Source organism: Arthrobacter sp. MOO21 (assembly GCF_057369995.2).
Genome location: NZ_CM170671.2, coordinates 3,582,595 through 3,607,165 on the forward strand (window position 1 = coordinate 3,582,595; position 24,571 = coordinate 3,607,165).

The 24,571-nt window shown below is 67.9% G+C and carries 21 protein-coding genes, 2 tRNA genes and 1 riboswitch; of the genes, 21 read left to right on the plus strand and 2 right to left on the minus strand.

The features are described from left to right. Nucleotides 1-2: 2 nt before the first annotated feature. From AC2JAJ_RS16670 to ndk, 3 genes are read left to right on the plus strand one after another with little or no spacing between them, the layout of a single operon-like run. Nucleotides 3-1,361, plus strand: coding sequence for a bifunctional folylpolyglutamate synthase/dihydrofolate synthase (locus AC2JAJ_RS16670; protein ID WP_486415137.1), 1,359 nt, complete (start codon nucleotides 3-5; stop codon nucleotides 1,359-1,361). A 3-nt stretch (nucleotides 1,362-1,364) separates the two neighbouring features. Beyond that, nucleotides 1,365-1,826 (plus strand): DUF4233 domain-containing protein, encoded by a 462-nt coding sequence (locus tag AC2JAJ_RS16675; RefSeq protein WP_473697044.1) that lies wholly within the window; start codon nucleotides 1,365-1,367, stop codon nucleotides 1,824-1,826. Nucleotides 1,827-1,877: 51 nt separating this feature from the next. Next, nucleotides 1,878-2,294: a nucleoside-diphosphate kinase gene (ndk, locus tag AC2JAJ_RS16680; RefSeq protein ID WP_221385837.1), complete on the plus strand. Its 417-nt coding sequence runs from the start codon at nucleotides 1,878-1,880 to the stop codon at nucleotides 2,292-2,294. 119 nt (nucleotides 2,295-2,413) lie between these two features. Here the strand turns inward: ndk and AC2JAJ_RS16685 are convergent, their stop codons facing one another. After that, nucleotides 2,414-3,085, minus strand: a complete 672-nt coding sequence (locus tag AC2JAJ_RS16685; RefSeq protein ID WP_486415136.1) for a vitamin K epoxide reductase family protein — start codon at nucleotides 3,083-3,085, stop codon at nucleotides 2,414-2,416. Nucleotides 3,086-3,524: 439 nt separating this feature from the next. Between AC2JAJ_RS16685 and AC2JAJ_RS16690 the strand changes: the two genes are divergently transcribed. From AC2JAJ_RS16690 to mctP, 15 genes are all read left to right on the plus strand, one after another. Further along, entirely contained in the window at nucleotides 3,525-6,998 is a 3,474-nt protein-coding gene (locus AC2JAJ_RS16690; protein WP_486415135.1) for an Rne/Rng family ribonuclease, read from the plus strand. Nucleotides 6,999-7,159: 161 nt separating this feature from the next. After that, a riboswitch (TPP riboswitch) is annotated at nucleotides 7,160-7,257 on the plus strand. Continuing rightward, nucleotides 7,247-8,776, plus strand: coding sequence for a bifunctional hydroxymethylpyrimidine kinase/phosphomethylpyrimidine kinase (thiD, locus tag AC2JAJ_RS16695; protein ID WP_486415134.1), 1,530 nt, complete (start codon nucleotides 7,247-7,249; stop codon nucleotides 8,774-8,776). (Overlaps the previous riboswitch by 11 nt.) 262 nt (nucleotides 8,777-9,038) lie before the next feature. Next, nucleotides 9,039-9,347 (plus strand): 50S ribosomal protein L21, encoded by a 309-nt coding sequence (rplU, locus tag AC2JAJ_RS16700; protein WP_003803420.1) that lies wholly within the window; start codon nucleotides 9,039-9,041, stop codon nucleotides 9,345-9,347. Nucleotides 9,348-9,408: 61 nt separating this feature from the next. Further along, on the plus strand, nucleotides 9,409-9,672 hold the full coding sequence (gene rpmA, locus AC2JAJ_RS16705) for a 50S ribosomal protein L27 (protein WP_009372867.1): 264 nt from the start codon (nucleotides 9,409-9,411) through the stop codon (nucleotides 9,670-9,672). 116 nt (nucleotides 9,673-9,788) lie between these two features. Further along, a complete protein-coding gene (gene obgE / locus AC2JAJ_RS16710; RefSeq protein WP_221385840.1) occupies nucleotides 9,789-11,378 on the plus strand; it encodes a GTPase ObgE in 1,590 nt (529 codons plus the stop codon). A gap of 4 nt (nucleotides 11,379-11,382) precedes the next feature. Next, nucleotides 11,383-12,516, plus strand: coding sequence for a glutamate 5-kinase (gene proB / locus AC2JAJ_RS16715; protein WP_501053204.1), 1,134 nt, complete (start codon nucleotides 11,383-11,385; stop codon nucleotides 12,514-12,516). A gap of 26 nt (nucleotides 12,517-12,542) precedes the next feature. After that, nucleotides 12,543-13,913, plus strand: coding sequence for a glutamate-5-semialdehyde dehydrogenase (locus tag AC2JAJ_RS16720; RefSeq protein ID WP_473697048.1), 1,371 nt, complete (start codon nucleotides 12,543-12,545; stop codon nucleotides 13,911-13,913). Nucleotides 13,914-13,992: 79 nt separating this feature from the next. Beyond that, nucleotides 13,993-14,229, plus strand: coding sequence for a hypothetical protein (locus AC2JAJ_RS16725; RefSeq protein WP_221385842.1), 237 nt, complete (start codon nucleotides 13,993-13,995; stop codon nucleotides 14,227-14,229). A gap of 40 nt (nucleotides 14,230-14,269) precedes the next feature. Further along, nucleotides 14,270-14,899, plus strand: coding sequence for a nicotinate-nucleotide adenylyltransferase (nadD, locus tag AC2JAJ_RS16730; protein ID WP_260323556.1), 630 nt, complete (start codon nucleotides 14,270-14,272; stop codon nucleotides 14,897-14,899). 7 nt (nucleotides 14,900-14,906) lie between these two features. After that, on the plus strand, nucleotides 14,907-16,169 hold the full coding sequence (locus AC2JAJ_RS16735) for a hypothetical protein (RefSeq protein WP_501053205.1): 1,263 nt from the start codon (nucleotides 14,907-14,909) through the stop codon (nucleotides 16,167-16,169). A gap of 45 nt (nucleotides 16,170-16,214) precedes the next feature. Next, nucleotides 16,215-16,616 (plus strand): ribosome silencing factor, encoded by a 402-nt coding sequence (rsfS, locus tag AC2JAJ_RS16740; protein WP_486415130.1) that lies wholly within the window; start codon nucleotides 16,215-16,217, stop codon nucleotides 16,614-16,616. Between the two features lie 107 nt (nucleotides 16,617-16,723). Continuing rightward, a tRNA-Ala gene (locus AC2JAJ_RS16745) sits at nucleotides 16,724-16,796 on the plus strand. Nucleotides 16,797-17,065: 269 nt separating this feature from the next. Continuing rightward, a tRNA-Ala gene (locus tag AC2JAJ_RS16750) sits at nucleotides 17,066-17,138 on the plus strand. Nucleotides 17,139-17,331: 193 nt separating this feature from the next. Continuing rightward, entirely contained in the window at nucleotides 17,332-17,709 is a 378-nt protein-coding gene (locus AC2JAJ_RS16755; protein WP_501053206.1) for a DUF3311 domain-containing protein, read from the plus strand. Beyond that, complete coding sequence (gene mctP, locus AC2JAJ_RS16760; RefSeq protein ID WP_501053208.1) at nucleotides 17,706-19,379, plus strand: monocarboxylate uptake permease MctP; 1,674 nt, start codon at nucleotides 17,706-17,708, stop codon at nucleotides 19,377-19,379. The genes AC2JAJ_RS16755 and mctP overlap by 4 nt, the downstream gene beginning before the upstream one ends. Before the next feature lie 69 nt (nucleotides 19,380-19,448). Here mctP and AC2JAJ_RS16765 read toward each other — a convergent pair whose 3' ends face one another. Next, nucleotides 19,449-20,792 carry a class I SAM-dependent methyltransferase gene (locus tag AC2JAJ_RS16765; RefSeq protein WP_486415127.1) on the minus strand — a complete coding sequence of 448 codons (1,344 nt, stop codon included), beginning with the start codon at nucleotides 20,790-20,792 and terminating at the stop codon, nucleotides 19,449-19,451. Between the two features lie 46 nt (nucleotides 20,793-20,838). Here AC2JAJ_RS16765 and AC2JAJ_RS16770 point away from each other — a divergent pair, with 46 nt between their 5' ends. From AC2JAJ_RS16770 to AC2JAJ_RS16780, 3 genes are all read left to right on the plus strand, one after another. After that, nucleotides 20,839-21,921, plus strand: a complete 1,083-nt coding sequence (locus AC2JAJ_RS16770; RefSeq protein WP_486415126.1) for an FAD-dependent oxidoreductase — start codon at nucleotides 20,839-20,841, stop codon at nucleotides 21,919-21,921. A gap of 52 nt (nucleotides 21,922-21,973) precedes the next feature. Continuing rightward, a complete protein-coding gene (locus tag AC2JAJ_RS16775; protein ID WP_486415125.1) occupies nucleotides 21,974-23,134 on the plus strand; it encodes a class I SAM-dependent methyltransferase in 1,161 nt (386 codons plus the stop codon). Nucleotides 23,135-23,361: 227 nt separating this feature from the next. Further along, nucleotides 23,362-24,564 carry an ROK family transcriptional regulator gene (locus AC2JAJ_RS16780; RefSeq protein ID WP_486416780.1) on the plus strand — a complete coding sequence of 401 codons (1,203 nt, stop codon included), beginning with the start codon at nucleotides 23,362-23,364 and terminating at the stop codon, nucleotides 24,562-24,564. The last annotated feature ends 7 nt before the right edge of the window (nucleotides 24,565-24,571 follow it).

Genomic DNA, 24,571 nt, shown 5'->3' on the forward strand with positions numbered 1-24,571 from the left:
ACATGACCGACGAATTTTCCGTGGAAAGCGTCTACGCCGAGCTCCTGGGCCGGGCGCCTGAGAACAAAATGGAGCCCCGGCTGGCCCCGCTGTTCCGTGCAATGGACGTGCTCGGCGAGCCGAACAAGGCGTACCCGATCATCCACGTCACCGGAACCAACGGCAAGACGTCCACGGCGCGCATGATCGAATCGGTCCTGCGCGCCCAGGGCCTGAGCACCGGACGCTACACCAGCCCCCACCTGTCCAAGGTCACCGAGCGGATCAGCATTGACGGCCACCCGGTCTCCGACGAGACCTTCGTCCGGATCTGGGACGAGATCCGGCCGTACCTGCAGATCGTGGACGCCGAACTGGAGGCGGAGGGGCAGCCCCGCCTGACGTACTTCGAATGCCTCACCATCCTGGGCTTCGCCATCTTCGCGGACCAGCCCGTCAACGTGGCCATCATCGAGGTGGGCCTGGGCGGTATCACCGATGCCACCAACGTCGGGGACGGGCAGGTATCGGTGATCACCCCGATCTCGCTGGACCACACGGACCTGCTTGGGGACACCACCGCGGACATCGCCCACGAGAAGGCAGGCATCATCAAGCCCGGCGGCTACCTCATCAGTGCCGCCCAGCCGGTGGACGCGGCGCAGGTGCTGCTGGAGAAAGCCAGGGAGGTGGGGGTTCCCTTCCGCTTCGAAGGAGTGGAGTTCGGCGTCGAATCCCGGGCCGTCGCCGTGGGCGGCCAGATGGTCACCATCCAGGGGATCGCCGGGCGCTACCCGGACCTGCTGGTGCCGCTGCACGGTGCCCACCAGGCGCAGAACGCCGCTGTGGCGGTGGCTGCGCTGGAAGCCTTCTTCGGCGGTGACAAGGAACTGTCGTTCGACGTCCTGCAGGAAGGCTTCGCCGCCGTGACGTCCCCGGGGCGGCTCGAAGTGGTCCGGACCGCGCCCACCATCATCGTGGATGCTGCTCACAACCCCGGCGGCATCCAGGCTTCCGCCGCCGCCCTGCAGGAGGCGTTCACCTTCACCAAGCTCGTTCCCGTCGTGGGCGTCCTCAAGGAGAAGGATGCCGAGGAGATCCTCCGCCAGCTCAAGGAATCCCTGGGCGGCGTTGCCGAGGAGTACTGCTTCACGCAGTCCAACTCGCCCCGTGCCGTCCCGGCCGCGGAGCTGGCCGAGCTCGCGATCGACCTGGGCTTCGGCGAAGACAACGTCCACATCGCCGAAAAGCTTGACGATGCACTGGAATGGGCTGTGGAGCGCGCCGAGGCGAACGAGGACCTGTCCGGCGGAGTGCTGGTCACGGGCTCCATCACACTTGTTGCCGAAGCGCGCATCCTCCTCGGAAAGACGGAGGCGTAGCCCGTGGCACGACTGACCAAAGCCCAGCGCGAATGGCGCCCGGGCATGCCAAAGAAGCGCCGCTCCACCAAGGTCATGTTCGCCTCCACGGTGCTGCTGCTGGAAGCGTTCGTGATGTTCTTCGCAACCCTGGTGGTCTTCGGCCTGCGCCGCGGGGAGTTCCCGCCCGCCCTGATCCTCGGCGTCGGCATAGCCCTCAGCGTGGTGATGGTCCTGGCCTGCGCGGTCCTGAACAAACCCTGGGGCCTGGCGTTGGGCTGGATCCTGCAGGTTGTCCTGGTCCTCACGGGCATCTTCGAGCCGGCCATGTTCCTGGTGGGCGCGTTGTTCGCGCTGGCCTGGTGGTACGGAATCCGCACCGGCATCCGGCTGGACCGCGAAGCAGCCCAGCGCGAACGCGAACAGGCCGCATGGGAAGCAGCCCACCCGGACCAGGCGGCCGGGCCCCAGCCGCAGTCTCCCTAGGCCAGCCCCCGTAGACTTATCCCAAACCCCCACCAACGCATTGGAGCAGTTGTGACTACTGAGCGCACCCTCGTCCTGATCAAGCCCGACGGCGTCGCCCGCAACCTCACCGGCGCCATCCTGGCCCGGATCGAAGCCAAGGGCTACAGCCTTGCCGAACTGAAAAAGGTTGATGCCACCCGCGAGCTGTTGGAGCAGCACTACGAAGAGCACGTAGGCAAGCCGTTCTACGAGCCGCTGGTGGAGTTCATGCTCAGCGGACCGGTGGTTGCGGCCATCTTTGAAGGCCACCGCGTCATTGAGGGCTTCCGGTCCCTGGCCGGCACCACCGATCCCACGACGGCGGCTCCCGGAACCATCCGCGGTGACTTCGGCCGCGACTGGGGCCTGAAGGTGCAGCAGAACCTGGTGCACGGGTCCGACTCCACCGATTCCGCCGAGCGCGAGATCAAGATCTGGTTCAAGTAACCCGTCTCCGCCCCGCGTCTTTGGGTGCGGGGTGATGGATAAGGCCAATGTTCGTCGTGAACATTGGCCTTATCCATTATTTGGCAGGCGCGGAAACTATTTGGCCCGGCGCGGAAACGCTAGAAGCCGGAGGTCCCCACGAAGACCTGAATGAAGGCAAAGAAGATGGTGGCGATGACGGCCACGTAGAGCAGCGCCGTAATGATCCAGCCGGAATCGGACAGGACGCGGGCCGCGCCCGTCGGCATGGGGATGACGCCTGCGGAAATGTTCCTGATGGTGGTCCAGACGAAAAGCGGGATCATGGCCGCCCACACGATCATGCAGAACGGGCACAGGATGTGGATGGCGTAGAGGGCCTGGGACCACAGCCACACCACGAAGGCGAAGCCAAGCGTGACGCCTGCCTGCAGTCCCAGCCAGTACCAGCGGGCGAAGGTGGCGCCGGACAACAGCGCCATGCCCACGGTGATGGTGATGGCGAAGGCCACGATGCCGATAAACATGTTGGGGAAGCCGAACAACGAGCTCTGCCAGGTCTGCATCACCTGCCCGCAGGAAATCCACGGGTTCACATCGCACATGGTGGTGTGGTTGGGGTCCTTGAGCACTTCGAGCTTTTCCAGGACCAGGGTTCCGGAGGCAAGCCAGCCCACCACGCCGGTAACGACCAACAGCCAGCCGAACGGGCGGTTCCGGGTCATGGCCGGGGCGGTCCGTGCAGCACTGCTCACGGAATCGGCGGCGCGTTCCTGCGCCTGGCTGCCGCTGACGGGGGAGATGCTGGGCATGGGTGTGGCGTCCTTTTCGTCCGGTGCTCCTGTGCCTGATTGTAACGCCGGCGGCTGGAGGCCTTTCCCAGCCGGCGGAGCAGGCTCACAGCTTCCGCCGTGATTTAGCCCGGGTATGAGAGAATGAACGTGGCTGGAAGCCGATCCACATTCGGACTCCGGTCCGGTGGTTTGTTCCCAAGACCGCCAATGATGAGCAGGGCAGGCTTCGGAAGCTTCCGACAACTCCCGCGACTCCATTGCGCGGCACCTGGTTGTGGCACGTAGAACAACGGGTTTTCGAAACAATCACCGGCTCCTACGGGCTGCCGCACCCTCCATGCCGGTGCGAACCTGGGAGTATCCACTTGACTTCTGTCAACGCCTGCGGGTTTTGACAATATGTGCCCCAATGGGTGCCGGATGTGGCGGTACGTCAGGGGCAGGAGTGTTGCCACATATGGACAATGAGCTGGAACTGGCCGTTAACGAAGATGCGGCGGCTACAGAAGCCGCAGCGGCGCCGAAGAGGGCCACGCGCACCCGCCGCAAGGCGGCGCCCAAGGGTGCGGCGGCCGCTGCCGCTGCACCGGAAGACACTGTTGCCACGCCGGAAGGCACTGTTGCTGCGCCGGAAGGAACTGCCGCTGTGGACGGTGTTGAAGGAGCCGAGCCCCAGGCAGCCGAGCCCAAGGCCCCGGCGCGCCGGACCCGGGCACGGAAGAAGGCGGACGCCACCGAACCCTTGCCGGCCTTCGCTGCCGGCGACGCTGACTCCGCTGCAGCCGCGCCGGACACGGCGGCTTCCCCTGTCGCCGCACTCGACGGCGCCACGCAGGGCGTCGCCATGCAGGATGCAGCAACGCCGGAGGCCCCAACTGGTGCCGGTCCCGTCGCCGCACCGGCCCCTGAGGCAGAAGGCGAGGCGAAGCCCGTCCGCCGCCGCCGGGTAGCCACCCGCAAGGCAGCGGCTCCGGCCCCGGCCCAGGAGGCGGCCGTTCAGGACGCAGCCCAAACGCAGCCTGCACAGGAGCAGGGGAACGACGCCCAAACGGTCGAAGACCGGGCCGCCGGCAACCAGGCGGCCGGGGCCCAAAGCCCTGGTGTCCAGGGCACGGAAGCCCATGCCGCCGATGCCCAGGCCTCCGATGCCCAGGCCGCCGAAGCCGACGCTCCGCAGGCAGCGGACGAAGCAGAAGCCGCGGAGGAAGGAAAGCCCGCCGCCGAGGCTGCCAGCCCCTTTGCTTCCCTTTTCATGGAGCCTGGCTCGCCGACGTCGGTACTCTTCCAGGCCCCGGACCTCAGTGCTGTGCAGCGCCCCGCGGCCGCCGCGGCCGAGCCGGAAGAGGACGAGGAAGAGGCCGAAACGGACGACGCCTCAGGCCGCCGCCGGCGGCGCAGCCGTGGCCGCCGCGGGCGCAGCCGCCTGGGCGGAACCGAAGATGACACCGAGGGCGGCGCCGGCACGGACGCCGAAGGCGCTGAAGATACCGACGAGGACGCCGGGGGACAGCTGGAGGACGGCGTAACGTCCCGTCGCCGTCGTCGCCGCCGCCGTGGCGACCAGGACCTTGAACTGACCGGCGGCGGGGATGATGACCCGCCCAACACCGTGACGAGGGTGCGCGCCCCGCGTCCCGTGAGCGAGGCGCCGGCCAGCAACCGGGTAGCCAGCGTGAAGGGTTCCACGCGCCTGGAAGCCAAGAAGCAGCGCCGCCGTGAGTCACGAGACACCGGACGCCGCCGCACCGTCATCACGGAGGCGGAGTTCCTGGCGCGCCGGGAGTCCGTTGACCGGCAGATGATCGTCCGCCAGCGCGACGACAGGATCCAGATCGCCGTCCTCGAAGACGGCGTGCTGGCCGAGCACTTTGTCTCGAAGACCCAGCAGGACTCCCTCATCGGCAACGTGTACCTGGGCAAGGTGCAGAATGTGCTGCCGTCCATGGAAGCTGCGTTCGTGGACATCGGCCGCGGCCGCAACGCCGTGCTGTACGCCGGTGAAGTGAACTGGGAGGCCGTCAACCTCGAGGGCAAGCAGCGGCGCATCGAAAACGCCCTGAAGTCCGGCGACACGGTCCTGGTCCAGGTGACCAAGGACCCCGTGGGCCACAAGGGTGCCCGCCTGACCAGCCAGATCTCGCTGCCGGGCCGGTACCTGGTCTACGTCCCCGGCGGTTCCATGACCGGCATTTCGCGCAAGCTGCCCGACGTCGAACGCAACCGGCTCAAGCGCATCCTCAAGGACCGGCTCCCCGAGCAGGCCGGCGTCATCGTCCGGACCGCCGCCGAAGGGGCATCCGAGGAAGAGCTGACGCACGACATCAACCGGCTGCGGGCCCAGTGGGAGGGCATCGAAAGCCAGTCGAAGTCCACCAAGATCCTCGCTCCCGAACTGCTGTACGGCGAACCGGACCTGACCATCAAGGTGGTCCGCGACGTCTTCAACGAGGACTTCTCCAAGCTGATCGTGTCCGGGGAAGAGGCCTGGGACACCATCGAGGCCTACGTCACCTATGTTGCTCCGGACCTTGTGGGGCGCCTGGAGAAGTGGACCAAGGACCAGGACATCTTCTCAGCCTGGCGGATCGATGAGCAGATCCACAAAGCCCTGGAGCGCAAGGTCTTCCTGCCCTCCGGCGGCTCGCTGGTGATCGACCGGACCGAAGCCATGACCGTGGTGGACGTCAACACCGGCAAGTTCACCGGCAGCGGCGGCAACCTCGAAGAAACGGTGACCAAGAACAACCTCGAAGCTGCCGAGGAAGTGGTGCGCCAGCTCCGCCTGCGCGACATCGGCGGCATCATCGTCATCGACTTCATCGACATGGTCCTGGAATCCAACCGCGACCTGGTCCTGCGCCGCCTGGTGGAATGCCTTGGCCGGGACCGCACCAAGCACCAGGTTGCCGAGGTCACGTCATTGGGCCTGGTCCAGATGACCCGCAAGCGCATGGGTACCGGGCTGCTCGAGGTCTTCGGCGAACAGTGTGAAGCGTGTGCCGGCCGCGGCGTGGTCACCTACGACGATCCTGTGGAGCACCGCCGTGCCAACATCGTGGCGGCTGAGCACCACGTGCAGCGGTCAGAGAGCCGGCCCGAGGGCCGGGGGGAAGCCTCCCGGAGCGAAGGCCAGCGGACCGACAACAGCCAGCCCGCCGGACGTTCCGAGCGCAAGCGGCGGCGCGGACGCGGCGGCCAGCAGCCGGAGCCCGCCCCGGCACCGGCCGTCCATGTGCACACTGTCCATCCGGACCCCGCCGACGCTGAGCGGCACGCCAAGGCGGAAGCCACAAGGCTGGCCCTGGCGAACATCGCCGCAGCGGCCCATGCGGCGCACCTGCACGACGACGAGGTCGCTGCCGCCCGCCAGGCGCCGCCCGCGCCGCCGGCGGTGGAGCAGCCTGCCCCGGCTGAAGCCGACAAGCACGACGCCGGCACCCGGCCCGCTGCCGTCCTCACCTTCGGCGGCGAGACGGTGCCACTGCCGTTCGTGGAGCACGCGGGGGAGCAGCAGGCACAGCCCGCCTTCACGCTGGACCGGCTCGCGGAAGCGTTCGCGCACCTCGGGCAGCCAGCTCCTGCGGCGGAAGCCGCAGCGGCCCAGCCGGTGGAAGCAGCGCAGGAAGCCAAGCCTGCGGACGTGCTGCGGGAGCCGGAGCCTGTCGCCGCCGTACCGGAAACGGAACAGGCGGCGCCGGACCAGTCCCGCCAGCGGCGGCCGCGGCGCCACCGCGGTGCCAGCCGTGCCCAGGGTGCTGCCAACGAGACCACCGTCCAGCACCACGAGAACGCGCCGGCGTCCGCCGGGGGCCACTCGCACGAGGCCAAGGCCCCGGATACGGTGAAGGCACAGGCGGCCACAGCGGAGCCGGGCAAGGTTGCCGGGGAGCCCATCATCCTCGGCGTCGGAGTCCCGGCCTCGGAGCTCTAACCCCGGAGCTCCCGTAAGGCATGGCCAACACGGCCACTGGAAGTCCCCGTTGCGTGGACGTTTCCCCCGCGAAGTGCGGGGGAACTGTCCACATGGCGGGGACTTTCTGCGTGCCCGGCCCTGTCACCTTTCCCCCGGGTGCACCCGGGCAGCTAGGCTGGGGAACCGACACGGGGTGCCGCGCACAGGGCCGGCTGAGATCCACACCCGTTGAACCTGTCCGGCTAGTACCGGCGAAGGGATGTCTGTTGTCTTCCACCCTTTCCTTGCCCCTGCCTGCTGCGCCCGTTGCTTCCACCGTGGGCCGTGCTGTTCCCCGGGTCCTCTCCATCGCGGGGTCTGATCCCTCCGGCGGCGCTGGCATCCAGGCCGACCTCAAGAGCATCGCCGCGCACGGCGGGTATGGCATGGCGGCCATCACCGCTCTCACCGCGCAGAACACCCGCGGCGTCCAGGCTGTGCACGTTCCGCCTGCCGCCTTCGTGGCGCAGCAGCTTGATGCGGTCAGTGATGACATCTGCATCGACGCAGTGAAGATTGGCATGCTCGGTGACGACGCCGTCATCCGTACTGTCCGCGAATGGCTCGCCACGGTGCGTCCCGCCGTCGTGGTCCTTGACCCGGTGATGGTGGCCACCAGCGGTGACCGCCTGCTGAAGGAGTCCGCAGAAGCTGCGCTCCGGGAACTGCTACCCCTGGCGCACCTCATCACACCGAACCTTCCCGAACTCGCAATGCTGGTGGGCGGCGAGCAGGCGCAAACGTGGGAGGCGGCACTGGACCAGGGGCGGCACCTGGCGGATGCAACCGGCGCAACCGTCCTGGTGAAGGGCGGGCACCTGAGGGGAACGGCGTGCCCTGACGCGCTGGTCAACACCTCCGGCCAGCTCTCCAGCGAGGTGGTGGAGGTGCCCGGACACCGGGTGCCCACCCGCAACAGCCACGGGACCGGCTGCTCGCTGTCATCCGCGATGGCCACGGTACAGGCGCGCCTGGGCGACTGGGAAGCATCCCTGCGCACGGTCAAGCCCTGGCTGGCCGGCGCGCTCGAAAACTCAGGACAGTTGGATGTGGGCCAGGGAAACGGTCCGGTCCACCACTTCCACCACATCCGGCCTGCACTGCCGGAGGGTGGCTTCGCTGCCCGGCTGTGGGCGGAATCCGAACAGTACCTGGCGGAGATCTACGGGCTCGAATTCATCCGCGGCCTTGCCGGCGGCCACCTTCCCGAAAAGGAGTTCGCCTACTACCTCGCCCAGGATGCGATCTACCTGAACGGCTACTCGCGGGTCCTTGCGCGGGCCAGTGCACTGGCCCCATCCGAGGCGGAGCAATTGTTCTGGGCGGGATCGGCCCGGCAGTGCCTCGAAGTGGAGTCGGAACTGCACCGGTCGTGGCTCAGCACCCGACCGGCGCAGGACGGACTCGGCCCCGTGACCAAGTCCTACGTTGACCACCTCACCGCTGCCTCGGCGTCGGGCAGCTACGCGGTGCTGGCCGCGGCCGTCCTGCCCTGCTTCTGGCTCTACGCCGAGGTGGGCGAAAAGCTGCACGCGCAGTTCCTTGCAGCAGGGGAGCCTGCCGGGCACCCCTATGCGGACTGGCTGCGCACTTACGCCGACGAGGGCTTCGCCGAAGCCACGCGCCACGCCATTTCGATCGTTGATGGTGCCGGCCGGGCGGCCCCGGAGCACGAGAGGGACGCGATGGTAACGGCCTTCAGGCAGTCCTGCCGGCTCGAAGTCGACTTCTTCGACGCGCCGCGACTCTATTCCTGACACTCCGCCGGCTGCGGCGCCGGTAGTATGGAACGGCACGGTAACGGCGCAGCCGTGGGCTTGTGGTTGCTATCACAACCCACCCGCCGGAACCAGCCTCATTTGCGGCCGGAGACGAACCTAGCGTATTCTTGATCTTCGGTGCTTACGCCAACACTTGGGTTTCTGACCCCACGGCGTTGAGGCACAGCGAGAAGCCAGGCTTATGTGGCCGGTACCGCACGCAATTTTGTTATAAACGTCGAGAGAAGTGAGTTCCCAAGTGGTGTACGCGATTGTCCGCGCAGGCGGCCGCCAAGAGAAGGTTTCCGTTGGAGACTTCGTTACCCTGAACCGCGTCGCCGGTGGAGCCGGCAGCACCATTGAGCTGCCCGCCCTGCTCCTGGTTGACGGTGACAAGGTCACCTCCGCCGCCGCCGACCTGGCCAAGGTTACTGTTACGGCTGAAATCCTCCAGGACCTCCGCGGTCCGAAGATTGTCATCCAGAAGTTCAAGAACAAGACCGGCTACAAGAAGCGCCAGGGTCACCGCCAGGAACTGACCAAGGTCAAGATCACTGGCATCAAGTAACCTCCGGTTACTGTTCAGGTATTTCAACAGATTCCCCAGAATTTAAAGGCAGGCATTTCAGATGGCACATAAAAAGGGCGCGAGCTCCACTCGCAACGGCCGCGACTCCAACGCTCAGTACCTCGGTGTGAAGCGCTTCGGCGGCCAGGTAGTTTCCGCAGGCGAGATCATCGTCCGCCAGCGTGGCACCCACTTCCACCCGGGCGCCGGCGTTGGCCGTGGCGGCGACGACACCCTGTTCGCCCTGACCCCGGGCGCCGTTGAATTCGGCACCCGCCGCGGTCGCCGCGTCGTCAACATCGTTGCTGCTGCAGCTGCAGAGTAACAACCAGTTCTGAAGTGGTGGAGCGGGCCTGTTGGTCCGCTCCACTGTTCTTTTAACCGCATTACAATCGATGTGGCGTCCACGGGCGCCGCATAAACAGCTTTGAGGAGATCCACGTGGCCAGCTTTGTAGACCGGGTAGTCCTGCACGTATCCGGCGGTACCGGCGGCCATGGATGCGTCTCCGTCCACCGTGAGAAGTTCAAGCCGCTGGGCGGGCCCGACGGCGGCAACGGCGGCAACGGCGGCGACGTGATCCTGCGCGTCGACCACCAGACCACCACCCTCCTTGACTACCACCACGCACCTCACCGGCACGCCAGCAACGGCGGCCCGGGCATGGGGGACTGGCGCGGCGGGAAGAACGGCGAGACCCTTGTCCTGCCCGTCCCGGACGGCACAGTGGTCAAATCCAAGGACGGCACTGTCCTGGCGGACCTCGTCGGCGAAGGTACCGAGTACGTTGCGGCCGCCGGCGGCCTGGGCGGCCTGGGCAACGCCGCCCTCTCCTCGCAGAAGCGCCGCGCACCCGGTTTCGCGCTCCTGGGAATCGAAGGCGACTCCCGGGACATCGTGCTGGAACTGAAGTCCATCGCGGATATCGCGCTGGTGGGTTTCCCGTCCGCGGGCAAGTCCAGCCTGATCGCCGCCATGTCCGCCGCCAGGCCCAAGATCGCGGACTACCCGTTCACCACGCTGATCCCCAACCTTGGCGTCGTGCAGGCCGGCGACGTCCGGTTCACCATCGCCGACGTTCCGGGCCTCATCGAAGGCGCCAGCGAAGGCAAGGGCCTGGGGCACAACTTCCTCCGCCATGTCGAGCGCTGCGCGGCCCTGGTCCACGTGCTCGACTGCGGCACCCTGGAATCGGACCGGGACCCCCTTTCGGACCTTGCCATCATCGAGGCCGAGCTGGAGAAGTACGCCGTGGACATGAGCTACGCGGGCCAGGACGGCAAGGTGGTTCCCCTGAACCACCGCCCCCGCCTGGTGGCCTTGAACAAGGTGGACCTGCCGGACGGCAAGGACATGGCCGAATTCGTCCGTCCGGAGCTTGAGTCCCGCGGTTACCGCGTCTTCGAGGTGTCGGCCACAAGCCACGAGGGCCTGCGCCAGCTGGGCTTTGCCATGGCCGAGATCGTCAAGGCCGCGCGCGACGCTGTCGAAGCTGCACCGCCCAAGGTCCAGCCGGCAGTGCTGCGGCCGCGCGCCGTCAATGAAACCGGGTTCAAGATCCGGCGCGAGGAAAAGAATCTGGAGCCGCTGTTCCGCGTCCTGGGCGAGAAGCCTGAGCGCTGGGTCAAGCAGACCGACTTCACCAACGAGGAAGCCATCGGCTACCTGGCCGACCGGCTGGCTAAGCTGGGCGTGGAAACAGAACTCTTCAAGCAGGGCGCCAAGCCGGGCGACACTGTGGTCATCGGTGAGGATGACGGCGTCGTCTTCGACTGGGAGCCCACCATGATGGCAGGGGCTGAGCTCCTGGCCTCGCCGCGCGGCACCGACGTCCGGTTTGCCGATATCGGCGACCGCCCCACCCGCAGCCAGAAGCGCGAGGAGCAGCTGGAGCGCCGCGAGGCCAAGGCTGCCGCCCGCGCCGAGCTTGAGGCGGAGCGGAAGGCCGGGATCTGGACGGAGTCCGTCAGTGGACGCCGCGCCGCCCAGCCCCTCAGGGAGAGCGGAGCGGAAGCGGACGATGACTTCTAGGGCCATGGCGGCCGAACCGCTGGTGCCCACCGACAGAAGCGTGCTGGCAGGGGCCCGCCGCATCGTGGTGAAGGTCGGTTCGTCGTCGCTGACCAGCATCAAGGGCGGAATTTCGGAGGAAGCCCTGACCGCCCTCGCGGATGCGTTGGCTGCCAAGCGCAACGCAGGCACCGAAATCATCCTGGTCTCCTCGGGCGCCATCGCCGCCGGCCTCGCTCCGCTGGGCCTTGCCAAGCGGCCGCGCGACCTCGCCACCCAGCAGGCCGCCGCCAGCGTGGGCCAGGGCCTGCTGATGGCCCGGTACACCCAGGCTTTCGGCGCGCACGGCGTCACCGTCAGCCAGGTGCTGCTCACCGCCGAGGACCTGATGCGCCGCAGCCAGCACAGCAACGCGCTGCGCGCCATGGACCGGCTGCTCAACCTCGGCGTGGTTCCGGTGGTCAACGAGAACGACACCGTGGCAACCCACGAGATCCGCTTCGGCGACAATGACCGGCTTGCTGCGCTGGTGGCCCACCTGGTCCGCGCGGATGCACTTGTGCTGCTGTCCGACGTCGACTCCCTGTACGACGGGCCGCCCTCCCAGGGTGCCAAGCGCATCCCCCTGGTCACCGGGGCGCACGACCTTGAGGGCGTGTCCATCGGCAAGGCCGGGAAGGCCGGCGTCGGTACCGGAGGCATGCTCACCAAGGTGGAGGCGGCCAGCATGGCTGCAGGCTCCGGGATTCACGCCCTGGTGACATCCACTCCGAACGCGGCCGCAGCACTGAACGGTGAGGACGTGGGCACCTGGTTCACCGTCAACGGGTCCCGCAAGCCCGTCCGGTTGCTGTGGCTGGCCCATGTCGCCTCGGTCCAGGGGCGCCTGGTCCTCGACGACGGTGCCGTGCGCGCCGTGCGGCACCACCGCACATCCCTGCTGCCGGCCGGAATCTCCGCGGTGCACGGCGACTTCGAGGCGGGCGACGCCGTCGAGCTCGCTGCTGCCGACGGAACCGTCATTGCCCGCGGACTGGTGAACTACTCATCCGAGGAACTGCCCAGGATGCTGGGGCGGTCCACGCACGAGCTGGCCGAGGAACTTGGCAGCGGCTATGACCGCGAAGTTGTTCATGTTGACGACCTGGTGCTGGTCTGAGCCTGGGGCTCGCCTAAACTTGGACCATGACTGAAGCCCTGATCCACCACACTGCTGAAAACTCCGGAGACGCTGCCGCCGAGGCACAGCCGCAACCGGCGGCTTCCGCAGCCCAGGCATCAGCCGAGGCGTCCGGTGCCGGCGTGGAGGCAGCAGTCCACGCCATCGCCGACCGTTCGCGCCACGCAGCGCGCCGGATGGCCATGGCCAACCGGGCATGGAAGGACCGCGCGCTACGGGCTGTGGGAGCCGCGCTCCGGGAGAATACCCAGGCGGTCCTTACCGCGAACGCGCAGGATGTTGCCGCCGGAAAAGCCAACGGAACCTCTGCGGCGCTCCTGGACCGGCTCACCCTGAACGAAGCCCGCATCGCCGGCCTGGTAGCCGCGCTGGAAAACCTGGCCGGCCTCCCCGACCCCGTGGGCAACGTGGTGCGCGGCCAGACCCTCCCCAACGGGCTCCGCCTGCGGCAGGTCAACGTGCCCATGGGCGTGGTGGCCGCCATCTACGAGGCACGGCCCAACGTCACGGTGGACATCGCCGGGTTGGCGCTCAAGAGCGGCAACGCCGTGATCCTGCGCGGGGGCAGCGCCGCGGAGGCAACCAACCAGGTCCTGGTCCGGGTGCTCCGCGAAGCCCTGGAATCGGTGGGACTTCCCGCGGACGCGGTGCAGACTATTGACCAGTACGGCCGTGCGGGCGCCAACGTCCTCATGAAGGCCCGCGGCCGCGTGGACGTCCTGATTCCCCGCGGCGGCCGGGAGCTGATCCAGACCGTGGTCACCAACTCCGCCGTGCCGGTCATCGAGACGGGGGAGGGGAACGTGCACATCTTCATCGACGAATCCGCCGACGAAAACATGGCCGTGGAGATCCTGCTCAACGCCAAAACTCAGCGCCCCAGTGTCTGCAACACCGTGGAGACGCTGCTGGTCCACTCGGGCTCCAGCGTGCTGCCCGCCGTCGCTGCTGCCCTGGGTGCCGCAGGTGTCCGGCTCCACGCTGACGACCGCGTCCGGGCCGCCCTGCCCGCCGGCATCGAGGCGCAGCCGGCCACGGACGAGGACTGGGGCACGGAGTACATGGACCTGGACCTGGCGGTGGGCATGGTGGACAGCATGGATGAAGCGATCCAGCACATCCGCACCTGGTCCACGGGGCACACGGAGGCGATCCTCACCAACAGTCTTGCCAACGCCGAGAGGTTCATCGCGGAGGTGGATTCGGCGGCCGTGATCGTCAACGCTTCCACCCGGTTCACCGACGGCGGGGAGCTCGGCCTGGGGGCGGAGGTGGGCATCTCCACCCAGAAGCTGCACGCCCGCGGTCCCATGGGGCTGACGGAACTCACCACCACCAAGTGGATCGTCCAGGGCGAAGGCCAGGTCCGCGGGTAGCGACGCGGTAACATAGACCAGAACCTCATAGGCAGCGGAAGGTTCCGCTGCCCCGTAATCATTGACCATAGGGGAGAAAATGCTCCAGCAGATTGCCACGTCCGTCGCCGCCGCAGGTGAAGCAGGCCACGAAGAGCTCGCTCCGCTCTGGGCCGAACCGTGGGTCTTCGGAGTCAGCATGTTCGCCATCTTCGTGGTGCTGATGTTTATCACGCTCTCCTACACCAACCTGGGCAACCGCCACGCTGCCACCGAGGAGCACGCGGATCCGCACCGCCAGCACCCGAACAAGCACGATCGCGGGCAGGGCCACTAAGATTTCCCACAATCTGCGCCGCAATGGTGCCCGGGGGCGGCTGCGGCTGGGCGTGATGGGCGGGACTTTCGATCCCATCCACCACGGCCACCTGGTGGCTGCCAGCGAAGTCGCGGCCGAATTCGACCTCGACGAGGTGGTCTTCGTTCCTACCGGGCAGCCATGGCAGAAGTCCCATAAACAGGTCAGCGAGCCCGAGCACCGGTACCTCATGACCGTCATCGCCACGGCCTCCAACCCCCGGTTCACCGTCAGCCGCGTCGATGTGGACCGCCCCGGTCCCACCTACACCATCGACACCCTGCGCGACCTTCGGGCGCAACGGCCCGAAGCCGACCTGTTCTTCATCACGGGAGCGGACGCCCTGGCGCAGATCCTGTCGTGGAAGGACATCGACGAACTGTGGTCGCTGGCCCACTTCGTGGGGGTCACCCGGCCCGGCCACGTCCTGGACGGCATGGGCCGCGACGACGTCAGCCTCCTCGAAGTCCCGGCCATGGCCATCTCATCGACGGACTGCCGAACCCGGGTGGCTGCCAACGACCCCGTCTGGTACCTCGTCCCGGACGGGGTGGTCCAGTACATCGCCAAATACGGCCTTTACTCCGAGGTGCCAGCCAACGGCAACGGTCCAACTTCCGAAGCACGCGAACCAGCCAGTACCGAATGAGTTCTCAATGAGTCAGGAACAGCCCCCCATCCGCAGCCGCCGGGAACTCCGGAAGGCCAGGGACGCCCAGCAGGCAGCCCTGCCCGCCACGGAGCAGCGTCCCCCGGCGGCGGATCGGCCTTCAGTAGGCGCGGTTGCTCCCGCCCGCCCCGGGAATGCTCCTGCCCGCCCAACCTCTGCCGTTGAGGCGCCGCCCGCTGCCGTCGCCGCTCCTGCCGCGGAACCCCGGCCCGCTGTCGATGCCGCGCCCGCCACCCAGCGCTCCTCCCAGATCCGGGCGAGGGACCGCGCCGCCCTGCGCGCCATCAAGGAACTGGAGGAAAAAGAGGGGCAGCTGAATGCCGGTGGACCGCCCACCAGGCGCCAGCTGCGGCTGCAGCAGCTCAAGGAACAGACGCTGACAGCTGCCAACCCCGTGGTTCCCCCCGCCGGGAGCCCCGCAGCGGCTGCACAAGCCCCGGCCGCCCCAAAGCCCAAGGAATCCGGCCAGGGCGGGCCGGGCACCGCCGGCGCGCAGCCTCCTGCTTCGTCCACACCGCAGGGCATGACGGTTGAACAGGCCCTCGCGGCGCGGGCACTGATTGCCGAGCAGGCGAAGAACCAGATCGCCAAGATGGAGCACATCGCCTCCCTGGATCCGGAAGCGGTGGATCCGGAGATCCTGGCCGAGCAGATCGCGTTGGCTGAGCGTGCCGCCGTCATGAACCGCCGGGCCATGGCCCGGCAGAAACTTGCAGAACAGGCGGGCGGCACTGCCAGCCCGCCCAAGGAATCCGCCGCCAAGGACACACCCGGGCCGTCCACCGCGAACAACCTCGCCATGGTGACGCCGCTGGAATTCGTCCAGGTGCCGGGCGTCGACCGCCCCGTGATGAAACCGCCGGCAACCTCGCATGTGCCGGTTACCACCCGGCCCGGGACAAAAGTTCCGCCCGGGGCCGGCAAGCGGAAGCCTGCCGCGAGACCGGGGACAACCCCCGCCGATCCCGGCAACGGCCGGTCGCAGGTGATTGCGCGGGCAGAGGCCGCCGCCAAGGCCGCGCGCCGGCCGAAGCCCGTGGTGCTGGCGGATGACCGGTCCGACGACCTTTTCGAGGAGCTGCCCCGGATCCCTGCGAGGGACGCCCACGGCCTCGACCCTCTGGATGCAGCCACGGCAGGACTGGCGCGCGCCCGGCGGAACCGGATCCTGCAATTCTGCATCCTCGCCTTCGGGATCGTCGCCCTCGTCTCGGGCATCATCCTGATCATCAGCGGCATGTCCCGCTGACCGGCTCAACGAGCCACCAATACTTAAATCCCACTAAGGAGTCCCGTGACCGCATCAGAATCGTCCATCAGCCTCGCCCGGGCGGCCGCCAAGGCCGCCGCGGACAAAATTGCCCAGGACATAGTTGCCCTTGACGTCAGCGAACGACTCGCCCTCGCCGACGTCTTCCTGATCGCCTCAGCACCGAGTGAACGCCAGGTCAACGCCATCGTTGACGGCATCGAGGAAGAACTCGGCAAGCAAGGCCTCCACCCGGTGCGCCGCGAAGGCCGCTCCGGGGGCCGCTGGGTCCTGCTGGACTACTCGGACATCGTCATCCATGTCCAGCACGAGGAAGACCGCGTCTTCTACGCCCTGGAGCGGCTCTGGAAGGACTGCCCTGTGGTGGACCTGCAGCTGCCCGACGACGCCCCGGCCAAGGCCGGCGCTGCTGCGGAAGCCGAGTAGCCGGCAGGGAATATTCCCGATTTGGAATTTTCGGAATTGCTGTTCTAAGATATTTGAGTTGCTTCGGGGGAGACCGCGAAGAAGGCTCGAAAGGGCAGCAACAATCCGGGGCTGTGGCGCAGCTGGTAGCGCACCTGCATGGCATGCAGGGGGTCAGGGGTTCGAGTCCCCTCAGCTCCACCGGATAGTCCGCCGGAATCGTGAGATTCCGGCGGACTTTTTTGTTTCCCTTTTTGGAACCCCGCGACGCAGCTACCCAGACGCCCCATCCCGTCCTGCTGCACGGCCGGCGCGCAAGCGCCCTGCCGCGGCAGGCCCCGGATCGGACGTCACCGGAGGTGATGGGGCGTCGTGTTTGAGGCTGCACTGCGCCGATTGGCGTCCCGGACAAAAGTGCATTACTCTGGTCAGGTTGCTCCGGGGAATTCGACCGGAAGAAACAAGAGTACGGGGCTGTGGCGCAGCTGGTAGCGCACCTGCATGGCATGCAGGGGGTCAGGGGTTCGAGTCCCCTCAGCTCCACCGTAGTAGACAAAGGGAACCATCACGCGTGATGGTTCCCTTTGTTGTTGCCGCCAGCAACTGTTAGGGGCCAAAACCCTTCCGACGCAGGTCAAAGCGCGGTACAACTGTGACTGAGGGCACTTACGTCCCGCCTCCGGACCGCTTTCACCCAAAGCGGCTGCCGCGGGACGTGCTGACGAGGAGGTCGCAGATGTCCCACGCAGATGGTTCCGGCTACAGCCCGAACGGTGCAGCTTCCCCCAACGGATCGCCGCTGACACGCGATACCGCCATCCGCGGTCCGGCCAGGCCTGCCCCCTATGTCGGCGCCGGCATCCTGCTGGCCGCCGCGATCCTGTTCCCCCTGATGCCGCAGCTGTACTCCTTTGATGCGCCGAGGCTAGGCGGGATGCCGTTCTTCTACTGGTACCAGCTGCTCTGGGTGCCGGTTTCCGCCGCATTGACAGGCACCGCCTATTGGCTTGTCACCAAGGAGGACCGACGACGGCGGGCGGCAGCCCGCGCAGGCGGCCCGCCGTGGACAGGTGAAGGCTCCGCCGAGGCAGGGCAGGGAGGCGACCGGCCGTGAACGGACGCGAGATCAACTGGATTGCGCTGGTTATCGTGGTGCTGCTCTTCGTCGTGGTGGCCGTGATGGGATTCCTGGCGGCCAAGTGGCGGCGAACCGGCGAGGAAGGCCTCCACAGCCTCGACGAGTGGGGGCTGGGCGGCCGCGGGTTCGGGACCTGGATCACCTGGTTCCTGCTGGGCGGCGATCTTTACACCGCGTACACGTTTGTCGCGGTGCCAGCGGCCATGTGGGCCACGGGCGCAGTCAGCGGCTTCTTCGCCGTGCCATACACCATCGTGCTGTACCCCATCATCTTCATCATCATGAGCCGCCTCTGGTCGGTGTCCCACCGGCACGGCTACGTGACGTCGGCGGATTTCGTGGGCGGCCGTTACGGAAGCCGGTGGCTGTCCCTGGCCGTCGCTGTCACGGGGATCGTGGCCACCATGCCCTACATCGCCCTGCAGCTGGTGGGCATCAAGGCCGTACTGACCGTCCTCGGCCTCGGCAGCCCGGACAATGTGCTGCTGACCGACCTGCCGCTGATCCTGGCGTTCGTGGTGCTGGCCGCCTATACCTACACCTCGGGGCTGCGGGCCCCGGCGATGATCGCCGTCGTCAAGGACCTGCTGATCTACCTCGCCGTGATTGTGGCCATCATCTACCTGCCCATCAAATTCGGCGGCTGGGACACGATCTTCGGTGCCGCGCAGCAGAAGCTGGGCACCGTGAACCAGGCCACGGGCAAACCGGCCGGCGTCTTCATTCCCGGTGCAGCCAACTTTTCCGCCTACTGGTCGCTGGCCCTGGGCTCGGCCATGGCCCTGTTCATGTATCCGCATTCGGTGACGGCAGTGCTCGCCTCGAAGGCCCGCAACACCATTCGCCGGAACGCGGCCATCCTGCCGCTGTATTCGCTGATGCTCGGGTTCCTGGCGCTGCTGGGATTCGCAGCCATCAAGGCAGGCACCAAGCCTATTGACCTGGACGGCTCCGTCAACCCCCAGCTGGTGGTTCCGCAGCTGTTCCTGGACCACTTCCCGGCATGGTTTGCCGGGGTCGCGCTGGCGGCCATCGCCATCGGCGCCCTGGTGCCGGCAGCCATCATGTCCATCGCCGCGGCCAACATGTTCACCCGCAACATCTACCGCGACTTCATCCGGCCTGACGCTGACCCCAAGACCGAGGCGAAAGTATCCAAGATCGTCTCCCTGGTGGTGAAGGTCGGCGCGCTGGTCTTTGTGATTGCCATGGACCAGTCCGCAGCCATCAATATGCAGCTGCTGGGCGGCATCTGGATCCTGCAGACATTCCCGGCCGTCGTCGCAGGCCTGTACACCCGGTGGTTCGACCGCTGGGCGCTGCTGGCCGGCTGGGCCGCGGGCATCGTCTTCGGGACAGTGTCGGCCTACAACGTGATCAACCCCGTGACCAAAGCCCACTTCGGCGGGTCCGTGGCACCGATCCCCGGCACGGACTTCAGCGTCTATATTGCCGTCTCGGCATTCGCGCTGAACCTGGTGGTCGCAGCCGTCCTGACCCTGGTGCTGCGGGCACTGAAGGTCCGGACGGGCGAGGACCTTACCCGGCCCACCGATTACGCCGCCGACGAGACGGACCCAAAGGTTGTGCAGATCGAGAAGACCCAGCACTACACCCAGCCGGGCGGACCTGCACCGATAGCCTGACCACCCCGGGCAGCTCCCGGGTTATGCCGCCCTCCTGCCGGGTTACGTCCCGGCAGGAGGGCGCTCACCTTACAACCATCCCGTACGGCGCAGCGGTGGGTCCCCGGGGCCGGGGCGCCGCACCAGGACCTGGTTGACACCGGTCAGCCCGGTCTCGAAGCCCAGTGCGCTGGACGCCATGTACAACCGCCAGACCCGGGCGCGGCCCTCGCCGGCAAGGCGGACGGCGCGCTCCCAGTTCTCCTCCAGCCGGCTCACCCAGGCGCGAAGCGTGAGGGCGTAGTGGCGCCGCAGGGCCTCGACGTCGAGGACTTCGAAGCCTGCGGTTTCCAGCGCCACCACCATTTCACCGAGGCTGATCATTTCGCCGTCGGGGAAGACGTACCGGGGGATGAACGAATCGGGGTCCGGGCTGGTGGGGCCGGCGTTCCAGGAGATGGCATGGTTGAGCAGCCGGCCGCCGGGCCGGAGCAGCCCGAAAAGCGCCGCAGCATACGCCGGGGTCTGCTCGCGGCCCACATGTTCGGACATGCCGATAGAGCTGATGGCGTCGAACGGCCCGTCCTGCACGTCCCGGTAGTCCTGCACGCGGATCTCCACCTTGTCCGTCAGGCCGGCGTCGGCCGCCCGTTTCCGGGCCAGTGCGGCCTGCTCCGCCGAAAGGGTGACACCCACCACCGTGGCGCCGTACCTGGCGGCAGCGTGGAGCGCAAAGCTGCCCCAACCACAGCCGACGTCCAGGATGCGCATGCCCGGTTCCAGGCCCAGCTTGCGGCACACGAGGTCCAGCTTGGCTTCCTGCGCGGCATCGAGGCCGGCAGGCAGTCCATCATCTTCAGCGGGATTGCCGTCCGCGGCACCGGGCCACACCGCGCAGGAATAGACCATGGACGGGCCCAGCACCAGCGCATAGAAGTCGTTGCCGACGTCGTAATGATGCGAGATCGCCGCGGCATCCCGGCGGCGGGAATGCACCTTGCCCTTGCGCGTGACCCGGGACTCCTCCGGCGGCGGAACGGGATTGGGGCCCACGGCCCCGAGCCGTACCGCGGTTCGCAGCAGCAGCCACAGTTCCCCGGCCGCAGGCGGCCGGAAGGGACCCGGTTCCGCGAACTTGCCGGCCGAGCTCAGGGCCGTAAAGGCGGCGAAAATGTCTCCGGGCGCGTCAATCTCGCCGGCTACATAGGCGCGGCTCAGGCCCAGCTGTCCCGGCGACCACAGCATCCGCCGCAGCGCCTTCCGGGACCGGAACTCCAGGACCGGTGCGTCCGGGGGCCCGGCTTCGGAGCCGTCCCACGCCCGCAGCCGCAGGGGTATCTGCGGGGTCCCGAGTACGACGGCCAGCGCCCTGGCCAGGCGTGCCGCATGTCCCGTGGTTCCCGGTTCCGCCCGTGAATCTTCCGCTGTATCCATGCGCCAACACTAAAGCCGCGGGGCCCTCCGCGACTATCATGGGGGAGTGAATCCTGAGCTGGCCGACGTCGTGGTCATCGGTGCGGGCCAGGCAGGTTTGTCGGCCGCCTACCATTTGCGGCGCCGCGGCCTGGATTTCGCCGTGCTCGACGCCGAGAAAGGTCCCGGAGGTGCGTGGCGGCACCGCTGGAAGAGCCTGCGCATGGGCACCGTCAACGGGATCAGCGACCTGCCCGGCATCGCCAAGCCTGACGTTGACCCTGCGGAAGCCAGCTCCGAATTCCTCACCCGCTACTTCGGAACCTACGAGGCGGAACTGCGCCTTCCCATCCACCGGCCGGTCAAAGCCCGGGCCGTCAGCCGGGAGGACAACAACCCGGCCGGGCGGTTGAGGATCACCACGTCGGCCGGTGCCTGGAGCGCCAAGGCGGTCATCAACGCCACCGGCACGTGGACGCGCCCGTTCTGGCCCATCTACCCGGGCCAGTCCTCGTTCCGCGGCCGGCAGCTGCACGTTGCTGACTACGTCTCCGCTGATGAGTTCAGGGGCAGCCATGTCATCGTGGTGGGCGGCGGCATCTCCGCCGTCGGCCTGCTGGATGAAATCTCCCGCGTCACGTCCACCAGCTGGTTCACCCGCAGGGAGCCGGTGTGGCGGGACGAACCCTTTGACGCCAAGGCGGGGCATGACGCCGTGGCCCTGGTGGAGGAACGCGTGCGCCAGGGGCTTCCGCCGCAAAGCGTGGTGTCGGTGACCGGGCTCATCTGGACTCCCGCCCTGCGGGCCGCCAAGGAGCGGGGCGTCCTCGAGCGGCAGCCCATGTTCACCGCCATTGAACCGGACGGCGTCCGGCGGGCGGACGGGAGCTTCCTGGCGGCCGACGCCATCCTCTGGGCCACCGGATTCCGGGCCGAACTCAAGCACCTGGCGCCGCTCCACCTACGGGGTCCCGGCGGCGGAATCGCGATGGAGGGTACCCGGGTGGCCGCCGAGCCGCGCGTGCACCTGGTGGGTTACGGGCCGTCCTCGTCCACCATTGGCGCCAACCGGGCCGGGCGGGCGGCGGTTGCCGCGCTGCTGGAACTGCCGGGAATGGCGACGGCGGCGGAAACGGTAACGTGGGGCTGACCCGTTTGATCCGGGCGGGCAAAGAACGACAACAGAAGGCGGCAGGACACCGGTGGCAGCAAACACCCTTGAGGACGTTTTCCGCGTCCTGCGCCGGCGCCCCGATGTCGAAGCGCCCAACCTGCAGGCCTGGGACGCCACGGACCGGCTGCTGCTGGAAACGGCCGCTGGACTGGGAGTGCAGGGACGCAGCCTCGCAGTGATCGGCGACCGCTACGGGGCCCTGACCCTGGGCGCCCTCGCCGTGCTCGCCCCGGCAACGCTGCGCGTCCACCAGGACCTCGTGACCGGGGAACGCGCGCTGCGGCTCAACGCCGCCGGGCTGGCCGGCCCGGGGCCAGCGGAAGGCACGGCCGGATTCGTGCAGCTGCCCCTGGGGACAGAACTCCTGTCCGGGGCAGATGCCATCCTCCTGCAGCTGCCCAAGACCCTTGCCGAACTGGAGGAGATTGCGGCCGCCATCGCCCAGTACGCCTCGCCCGACGTCCTGCTGGTGGCCGGCGGCCGGGTGAAGCACATGTCCCTGGGCATGAACGCGGTCCTGGAGCGGTACTTCCGCTCGGTCCAGCCGCAGCTTGCCCGGCAGAAGTCCCGGGTGGTCCTGGCCCGGGGCATCAGGCCCGGAACGGTCCCGGCCCGATTTCCTGTGGTGGAACACCTCGCGGAACTGGACCTTGACGTAGCCGCCCACGGCGCGGTGTTCGCCGGGGCCAGGCTGGACATCGGCACCAGGTTCCTGCTGACGTTCCTGCCCGCGATGAAGCCGGCGAGGCACGCCGTCGACCTTGGCTGCGGCACCGGGATCCTCGCCGCGATGTACGCCCGGCAGTTTCCGGGCTCGGCGGTCACGGCCACGGACCAGTCGGCCGCTGCCGTGCAGTCCGCGCTGGCCACCGCGCAGGCGAACGGGCTGGAAGGGCGGATCAGCGTAATGCAGGACGACGCACTCAGCACCTTCCCCGGCGGGGCGGCAGATGTCGTGCTGCTCAACCCGCCCTTCCACGTTGGTGCCGGCGTCCACGCCGGGGCAGGACTGAAGATGATCGAGGCCGCGGGCCGCGTCCTGGCCCCCGGCGGCGAGCTGTGGACTGTCTTCAACCGGCACCTGCAGTACCGGGAGGCATTGGAGCGGCACGTGGGCCCGACCGTGGTGGAGGGACAAAACCCCAAATTCGTCGTCACCCGCAGCACGCGCCGGGGACCCGGAGCCTGAGCGCCGGCCCGCCAAGCGCGGGCCGGGACGGGCACTGCCGCCCCGGCACGGAAAGCGGACCCAACAGGGAAAACACCGCCGCGCCGCCTCCGGCACATGTGTGTGCCTGCGCGCACCCTTAACGTACGATTCAAAGCATCACCGTAAAAGGTAGCCGAAGACGTTTAGGGGACACCGTGACTGAGATCCGCCAATCCTCTCCGAGGCGCGGAACCAACTTGCCCAGGATGGGGGACTTCAACCTCACGGTCATCCTGGATGCGATCCGCCGGACCTCCGGTGGCCTGAGCCGGGTGGAGCTCGCGCAGATCGTGGGCCTGTCCCCGCAAACCATCTCCAATATCTCCCGCCGCCTGCTGGACCAGAACCTGATCGTCGAAGCCGGCAAGGAAGGCAGCGGCCCCGGCAAGCCGCGCACCATCCTCCGCCTGAATCCCGGAGGCATGTACGCCCTGGGCGTCCACCTCGATCCCGCGGTGACCACCTTTGTGGTCCTTGACCTCGTTGGCGCGGTGGTGCGGCATTCCCGGATCAAGACCCCTGGCGGAAACGACCCGTCCGCGGTGATCACCACGATTGCCACCGAAATCGCCCAACTCGTGGCGGAATCGGGAGTGGACCACCACCGGATCGCCGGCCTCGGCGTCGCCGCCCCCGGGCCCATCGACCTGGACAACGGCACCGTGGTGGATCCGCCGCTGCTGCCCGGCTGGGACCGGGTGGAACTGCGCGACGCCCTGGCCCGGGCCACCGGCTACTCCGTGCTGGTGGACAAGGACGTGACCAGCGCCGCCGTCGCCGAAACGTGGGCCGGCGGCCCCAGTGGCGCCGGCAGCTTCGTGTTCATGTACATGGGCACCGGCATCGGCTGCGGCATCGTGCTTAATGACGAGGTTGTCCGCGGCACCTCCGGCAACGCGGGCGAGATCGGCCACATCATCGTGGACCCGGACGGCCCGCCCTGCGACTGCGGCCAGCGCGGCTGCGTCAAATCCTCCGCCATCCCGCAGGTCCTGGTCGCCCAGGCCGAGGCCGCCGGAATCCTTGACGGCTCCGGCTCTGAAGGCAGCGGCGCCGAGGTACAGCAAAGCTTCTCCCGGCTGTGCGAACTCGCCGACGCCGGCAACGAACAGGCGGCCGCCATCCTGGACAGGTCGGCCGTCCTGGTGGCCCGGGCGGCATCGGTGGTCACCAACGCCCTGGACGTCGAACGGGTCGTCTTCGGCGGCCCCTTCTGGGGCGGGCTGGCGGAACGCTACCTGGAGATGGTTCCCCCGCTGCTGGACGCCAACAGCGACGTCCGGCTGATCCACCCCATCGAAGTAGTGGGCACCGGGGTGGGGGAGGACGTCGGAGCCATCGGCGCAGCCTCCCTGGTCCTGGAACACACCCTCGCGCCGCGGGCCCAGCGGCTCCTCCTGGAAAGCTGAGGACGCC